3 protein-coding genes are annotated in these 7,624 nt (G+C 67.2%); all 3 read right to left on the bottom strand.

Annotated features, from left to right (window positions below; translation table 11 throughout):
- Positions 1–41: 41 nt before the first annotated feature.
- Positions 42–1,760 (bottom strand): MFS transporter, encoded by a 1,719-nt coding sequence (locus VGP60_RS23940; protein WP_327550310.1) that lies wholly within the window; start codon positions 1,758–1,760, stop codon positions 42–44.
- A 160-nt stretch (positions 1,761–1,920) separates the two neighbouring features.
- Positions 1,921–5,229, bottom strand: coding sequence for a tetratricopeptide repeat protein (locus VGP60_RS23935; protein WP_327550309.1), 3,309 nt, complete (start codon positions 5,227–5,229; stop codon positions 1,921–1,923).
- A gap of 384 nt (positions 5,230–5,613) precedes the next feature.
- Positions 5,614–7,515 carry a molecular chaperone HtpG gene (htpG, locus tag VGP60_RS23930; RefSeq protein WP_327550308.1) on the bottom strand — a complete coding sequence of 634 codons (1,902 nt, stop codon included), beginning with the start codon at positions 7,513–7,515 and terminating at the stop codon, positions 5,614–5,616.
- Positions 7,516–7,624: the final 109 nt, after the last annotated feature.

Here is a 7,624-nt window from a genome sequence, read left to right as displayed (position 1 = left end):
CCGCCACGATCTCTCGTGGCGGGCCTTCGATGTCTACAGGCTCAGAGTTCCCCGGCGACCCCGGCCAGTTCCGCGCCGACGGTCTCCTTCTCCTCCGGCTCGGCAGGGCGTTTCTTGCCCGTCAGCAAGGACGCGACGGCGCCGAGCAGGCAGACCCCGATGGCGAACCAGAACGCGACGGCCAGTCCCTGCGAGAACGGCCCGGAGATCAGGTTCGGGAAGAAGCTCCGCCCGGTCAGGAAGCTCGCCTGGTCCGGGGAAAGCTGGCCGAGCTGGCTGCCGAGCAACTGCTGGATCGGGTTGTAGCCGAGGAACGCCGCGAACAGCACGGCGACCGCGGGCAGGCTGGCGATCTGGTCGGCGGCCCCGGCCGAAACGCCGTGCTCGACGAGTCCCGACCGCATCGTCGCCGGCAGCGTCGACGACAGCCCGGCGATGATGAGACTGAAGAAGAAGCCGATCGAAAGCACCATCGCGGAGTTCTGGAAGGTCGTCATCATCCCGGCGCCCGAACCCCGGGCGTCCGCGGGCAGGCTGTTCATCACCTCGGCGCGGTTCGGCGAGGAGAACATGCCCATGCCGATGCCGTTCAGCAGCAGGATCGCGGCGAACGCCCAGTAGTTGAAGTTCACCGGGATCACGATCAGCAGCACGAACGTCAGCGCCGTGATGAACAGGCCGGTCGACGCCAGCATCCGGCTGCCGATCCGGTCGGACAGCACCCCGGACGCGGGCGCGGCCACCAGGAACCCGACGGTCATCGGCAGCATGTAGATCCCAGCCCACAACGGGGTCTGCTCGAAGCTGTATCCGTGCTGTGGCAACCAAATCCCCTGCAGCCAGATGATCAGGATGAACTGCAGCCCGCCTCGTCCGAGAGACGCGCAGAGGTTGGCGATGTTGCCGAAGGTGAAGGCCTTGATCCGAAACAGCGACAGGGTGAACAGCGGGTTGTCGACCTTCATCTCGATCACCACGAAGGCCACGAGCACCGCGATCCCGCCGATGAGGCACGACAGCACGAACGGGCTGCCCCAGCCGGTCGGCGACGAGCCGTAGGGCTGGATGCCGTAGGTGATCCCGACCAGCACCGCGATCAGGCCGACGGCGAAGGTGATGTTGCCCCACCAGTCCATCCTGGCGTGCTTGCGGATACCGGTGTCCCGCAGTTTCAGGTACGCCCAGATCGTGCCGAACAGCCCGAACGGCACCGACACCAGGAAGATCAGGTTCCAGTTGATCGGCGCGAGCACCCCGCCGATGACCAGGCCGAGGAACGAACCCGCGATCGCCGCGACACCGTTGATCCCGAGCGCCATGCCTCGCTGGTTGGCCGGGAACGCGTCGGCGAGGATCGCCGAGGAGTTGGCCATCAGGAACGCGCCACCGATGCCCTGGATGATCCGCCAGCCGATGAGCCACAGCGCGGCGGTGTCCCCGTCGAACCAGGTGATCGCCAGCATGACCGACGAAACCGTGAAGATCGCGAAGCCGAGGTTGTACATCTTGGCCCGGCCGTACATATCGCCGAGCCGCCCGAAACTGACCACCAGCACCGCGGTGACGACCAGGAAACCCATGATCATCCAGAGCAGATAGCTGGTGTTCGCGGGCTCGAGCGGGTTGATCCCGATGCCCTTGAAGATGTCCGGCAATGCGATCAGCACGATCGAGGAGTTGATCGTCGCGATCAGCATGCCGAGGGTGGTATTGGACAGCGCGACCCACTTGTACCGCGGTCCGAGTTCTTCCATCGTCATAGTTAGCCATGCTAATTAAGTTGCTTAGGGAAAGCAACTACTTGGAGTAACTCCGTCCCCCCTCTGTGGCAAGCTTCACTCCCGGGAAACACACCTACGCGAACGGGAAACACGGGTGTTACGCGTCTGCGTAGTCGTGTTCCCCGTTTGGGTAGGCGTGTTACGCGGGGATGGTGGCGAGGCGCTCGCGGACGAGGTCGGCTTCGAGCAGCGACATTTCGCTGTACAGAGCCAAAGCGCGTTCCCAATGACGGCGCGCGTCTTCGCCATTGTGTGCGTCGCCGAGGCCGCGGTGCGCCAGCGCTTGTTCCGAGGGGCATTCGGTTTCGACGGCCAGGAGCAGCGCCGCCTGATAGTGCCCGACGGCGTCGGAAGACGCGCCGCGCGCGAGGGCGAGACCACCGAAACTGTTGAGCACCCGGGTTTCCACGCCACGGTCACCACAATCACGGGCGATGGCGAGCGCTTCTTCCAGATATCTGCCGGATTCGTCGTGATTGCGCAATTCCTGGTGGACGTCGCCGAGATTCATCAGGGCGACGCTTTCATTCGTCCGGCTGCCGGTTTCGCGGGAAATGACGAGCGCCTGTTCGAGCCGTTCGAGTGCTTTGTCGTATTGGCCGAGCATGCGGTGGACGGCTCCCAGCATGCAGAGCGCGTAGCCCTCGCTCGCGCGGGTGCCGGTCGCGCGGAAATGGTCGAGGCCTTCTTCCAGGAAATGCGCGGCCTCTTCGTGCCGCCCCATCGCCGAGAGGACATCGCCGCGGTTGGTGCTCACATAGCCTTCGTTCGTGCGGTCACCGGTTTCGCTCGCGAGCGGATGCGCTTGGTCCAGGTGGTCGAGCGCCTCGTCGAAGCGGCCGAGCCCCCGGCAGGCGACACCCAGCAGTACCAGTACCAGGACCTCGCTCGTCCTGTCCCCCGTCTCACGCGCGAGCGAAAGCGCTTGCCTCCCATAGGAATAGGCGTCGGCGAAGCGGCCCAGCGCGCGGCAAGCCAGGCCGAGCGTGCACCGGACGTAGCTTTCGATACCGCGGTTGCCGGTGTCGCGCACGATGACGAGCGCCTCTTCGAGGTAGCGCAACGCCTCGCGCGAGCGGCCCATCCGCCAGTGCCCGAGCCCCAGTAGGGTCAGCGGATCCACCTCGCTCGCGCGGTCGCCGGAGTCATGCGCGATCGCCGACGCGTGCGTGTGCAGCACGAGCGCTTCCTCGTGATAGCCGCCGACGTCGAGGTAGTGCCACAGGACCCCGGACAGGTTGCGGAGCAGGTCCGGCCAGCCGTGCCGGGTCGCGTGCGCCGCGACGGCGAGCAGGTTGTGCCGCTCGGTTTCCAGCCACACCTGGGAGTTCGCCGCGCCCGGCCAGCCGACGTCGAGCCCGGGTTCGGTGATGGCCGGCCGGAGATGCGACTCGTGCGGGGAAACGACGTCCATGGCCCGCGACGCGGCGTGGAGGTAGAAGCCGAACAGCCGCGTCAGCGCGTCCTGGCCTTCCGGCTCTTCGGCGAGCTCACCGGCGTAGACGCGCAGCAGATCGTGCAGCTGGAACCGGCCCGGCACGGTTTCCTGGACGAGATGCGCGCGCACCAGCGTGTCCGTCAGCCGCGCGGCCTCGCCGAGGCCGGTGCCCGCCAGCGCCGCCGTCGCGTCGAGGGTGAAGTCGCGGCCGGGATGCAGACCCCACAATCGGAACACGCGCGCCGACTCCGCCGGGAGATGGCGGTACGACCAGGAGAACACCGCCCGGACCGCGGTCAGCGGGTCCCCGCCGCCGTCGAGCAGGTCCAGCCGGCCGCGTTCGTCGGCCAGTTCGGCGACCAGCGCCCGCAGTTTCGCCCGTGGCCTGCTGACCGCGAGCTCCGCGACGAGCCGGAGCGCCAACGGCAGCTGGGCGCAGTACTCGGCCAGCGCCTCGGCGGCGTCCGGCTCGACGTCGACACGTGTGCCGAGCAACGTGCGGAGCAGGTCGAAGGCCTCGGCGGGGGAAAGCAGATCGAGCGGGAGGCGCCGGGCGCCGTGCCGGGCGACCAGCCCCGGCAACGAATCACGGCTGGTGACCAGGACGAAACAGGACGACGAGCCCGGCAGCAGCGGGCGGATCTGCGGCACCGAACCGGCGTTGTCCAGGATCAGCACCATCCGCAGGCCTTCGAGCACCGTGCGGTACTTCGCGGCGCGTTCGTCGGGTTCGGCGGGGATCTCCTCGCCGTCGACACCCAGCGCGCGCAGGAATCCCGACAGCGCGTCACCCGGCTCGACCGGCCGCCCTGGCCCGAATCCCCGCAGGTCGAGGTACAGCTGACCATCGGGGAACCGGTCGCGCACGCGATGCGCCCAGTGCACGGCGACCGCGGTCTTGCCGACGCCCGCGGTGCCCGAAACCACCGCGATGCGCATGTCGGTCGCCGGGTGTTCGTCGCTGGGCACCAGGCTGTCCAGCTCGGCCAACTGGGCCGCGCGGCCGCGGAACCCGGCGACGTCCGCGGGCAGCTGGGCGGGACGTTTCGGCGCGGGCCGCGGGCCGCCGAGGTCCTGGCGCAGCACTTGGGCCTGGGCGTTGCGCAGCTCCGCGCCGGGCTCGATGCCGAACTCGCTGACGAGCTCGCGCCGGATGTCGTCGAACAGCCTGAGCGCCGAGGCCTGCTGACCGGAACCGGCGAGGGCGAGCATCAGCCGGGCGTGCGCGGCCTCCTGCAACGGTTCTTCGACGATCAGCGCCCGCAGATGGACGGCCGCTTCTTCATGATTTCCCTTTGCCAGTGCGACATCCACGTACGCGAGCACCACCTCCGAGCGGCGCCGCGTCAGGGCCAGGCACGCGGGATGCTGCCGGAAACGTTCGACGTCGGCCAGCGCCGGGCCGCGCCAGAGACCGAGCGCGGTGCGGTACGCCTGCTCGGCGGCTTCCGGGTCCTTCTCGGCCTCCGCCACGAGCGCGTCGAACCGGAGCAGATCCAGCTGGTCCGCGGTGACGGCGAGCCGGTAGCCGCCGTTGGCGGTGAGGATCGTCCGCGCGGGCTCCCGCGGCGCGCGCCCGGGTTCGAGCGCCTTACGCAGGCGGGAGACGTAGGTGTGGACCAGTTCCAGGCACGACGACGGCGGACGGTCACCCCAGATCACGTCGACGATCTCTTCGCGCCGCACGACCTTGTTCGGTTGCAGCGCGAGCAAAGCCAGCAGCCAGCGCTGTTTCGCGGCGTCGACCTCGACCAGGTCCTCGCCGTGCCGCACGGTCAACGGCCCGAGCACGTCTATGCGGAGTTCGCCCGCGCCGGAGCCGTTCTCGCCGAGCGCCTCGGCCAGCCGCCTGATCGTCTCCGTCCTGGGGCGGCTGACACTGCCGAGCTCGGCGTTGCGAACAGCCCGCACGCTGACCCCGGCACGCTCGGCCAACTGGACCTGAGTCAGACCCGCCCGGACGCGGCGTTCGCGGAGCCACACGTCGAAAGGCAGTCTCTGGTCGTCCACGGGCACGATCCCTTCACGCCGCCAGGGGGTCCCCGCCTCACAACGTACCCACCCAGCATCGCGAACATGCCGCCTCCGCACCAGCCCCTATCCCCGCGTTCTGCGTTTTCGCAGGTCAGCGCGGCGAAGTCAGCGGCATCCGGGTCCAGCCCGAGTACAGGCCCGGGTACACCGGCCTCGACTAGCGTGGGCAGGTGCCGGTGACGGGCTGCGGATCGAGAAGGTCCCACGCACGTTCGAGGGCGGCCGTCGCATGGGGTACGACGGCCGCCCTCGAACTTGCTTTTTCGTTTTTCGCCCCGGTCGACCCGGTCGCCATCTGTCGACAGATGGCGATAGTTGCGCACGCCGGGTATCACGAGATGTCGACATCTCGTGGCTGGGTCAGAGGGCGCTGGCCAGGCGGTCGGCGAGCATGCGGGTGAACTTCGACGGGTCGGTCAGCTCCCCGCCCTCCGCGAGCAGCGCCATCCCGTAGAGGATCTGCGCCGTCTCGTTCAGCCCGGTCTCGTCCTTGGTTTCGCCGACGGCGGTGCGCAGGCCGGTGACCAGCGCGTGTGCCGGGTTCAGTTCGAGGATGCGCTTGCTGTGCGGCAGCGCCTGCCCCATCGCCCGGTACATCTTCTCCATCGTCGGCGTCATGTCGTGCGCCTCGCTGACGAGGCACGCGGGGGACGTCGTCAAGCGCGAAGAAAGCCGGACCTCCTTGACGTCGTCGGCCAGTGTCGTGGTCATCCACGACAGCAGGTCGGCGAAGTCGGTCTTCAGCTGGTCGCGCTCGGACTCCGCGGCTTCCTTCTCGTCCTCGGTGTCGAGGTCGAGCTGGCCCTTGATGACCGACTGGAGCTGCTTGCCGTCGAACTCCGGCACCGACTCGACCCACATCTCGTCGACCGGATCGGTCAGCAGGAGCACCTCGAAACCCTTGGCGCGGAACGCTTCCATATGCGGCGAGTTCTCGATGACAGCCCGCGACTCACCGGTCAGGTAGTAGATATGCGACTGGCCGTCCTTCATCCGCTCGATGTACTGACGCAGCGTGGTCTGCTTCGCCGGGTCGTTCGTCGAGGGGACGGAGATGAGGTCCAGCAGCGTCTCGCGGTTGTCCGAGTCGCTGAGCAGGCCTTCCTTGAGGACGCGGCCGAACTCGGTCCAGAACTTCTCGTAGTTCTCGGCGCTCATGTCCTTGATCGTCGAGAGCACCTTCTTGACCAGCCGCCGGCGGATCAGCTGGATATGCCTGTCCTGCTGAAGGATCTCGCGCGACACGTTCAGCGAGAGGTCCTGCGCGTCGACGACACCCTTCACGAACCGCAAGTACTCCGGCATGAGCGCTTCGCAGTTGTCCATGATGAACACGCGCTTGACATACAACTGGATGCCGAGCTTGGCCTCGCGCGTGAACAGGTCGAACGGCGCCTGCGACGGGATGAACAGCACCGCCTGGTACTCGAAGGTGCCCTCCGCCCGCATGTGGATGGTCTCGAGCGGCTCGTCCCAGGCATGGCTGACATGCCGGTAGAACTGCTTGTACTCCTCCTCGTCGACGTCGTCCTTCGACCGCGCCCACAGCGCCTTCATCGAGTTGACCGTCTGGACCTCGGTCTTCGACTCGCCCTCGGCGTCGGTCGTCTCGGTCTCCATCCGGATCGGCCACGCGATGAAGTCCGAGTACAGCTTGACGATCTCGCGGACCTTGCGATCCGAGGTGTAGTCGAACAGCTGGTCTTCCTCGTCGGCGGGCTTGAGGTGCAGCGTCACCGACGTGCCCTGTGGTGCGTCCTCGACCGGCTCGATGGTGTACGAACCCTCGCCGGCGGACTCCCAGCGGGTGCCTTCGGTCTCCCCCGCCCGCCGCGTCAGCAGCGTGACCTTGTCGGCGACCATGAAGCTGGCGTAGAAACCGACACCGAACTGGCCGATGAGGTCCTGCGACACCGACTCGTTCGACTTCTTCATCTTTTCGAGCAATTCGGCGGTGCCGGACTTCGCGATGGTGCCGATGAGGTTCACCACGTCGTCCCGGGACATGCCGATGCCGTTGTCGCGGACGGTGAGCGTGCCCCCGACCTTGTCGACCTCGATGGCGATGTGCAGGTCAGAGGTGTCGACCTGCAGTTCCTTGTCGCGAAAGGCTTCCAGCCGGAGTTTGTCCAGCGCGTCGGAGGCGTTGGAAATCAGTTCGCGCAGAAAAGTGTCCTTGTTCGAATAAATCGAATGGACCATCAACTGCAGAAGCTGGCGCGCCTCGGCCTGGAATTCGAGCGTTTCGACCCGCGTGTCCACCGCATTCCTTTCAAGATACCTACCCGGAAAAGCGGCCGGCACCGGCTGTGAACCCCCAGGCCGGGCGACCGCACGCCGAGCTTACCCGCGGGTCGTGAGTGCGTAACAG

Source organism: Amycolatopsis sp., assembly GCF_036008905.1.
Lineage (GTDB): Bacteria > Actinomycetota > Actinomycetes > Mycobacteriales > Pseudonocardiaceae > Amycolatopsis.
The sequence above is the reverse complement of the archived record's forward strand: the minus strand, read 5'-3'. Positions and strand labels throughout refer to the sequence as shown.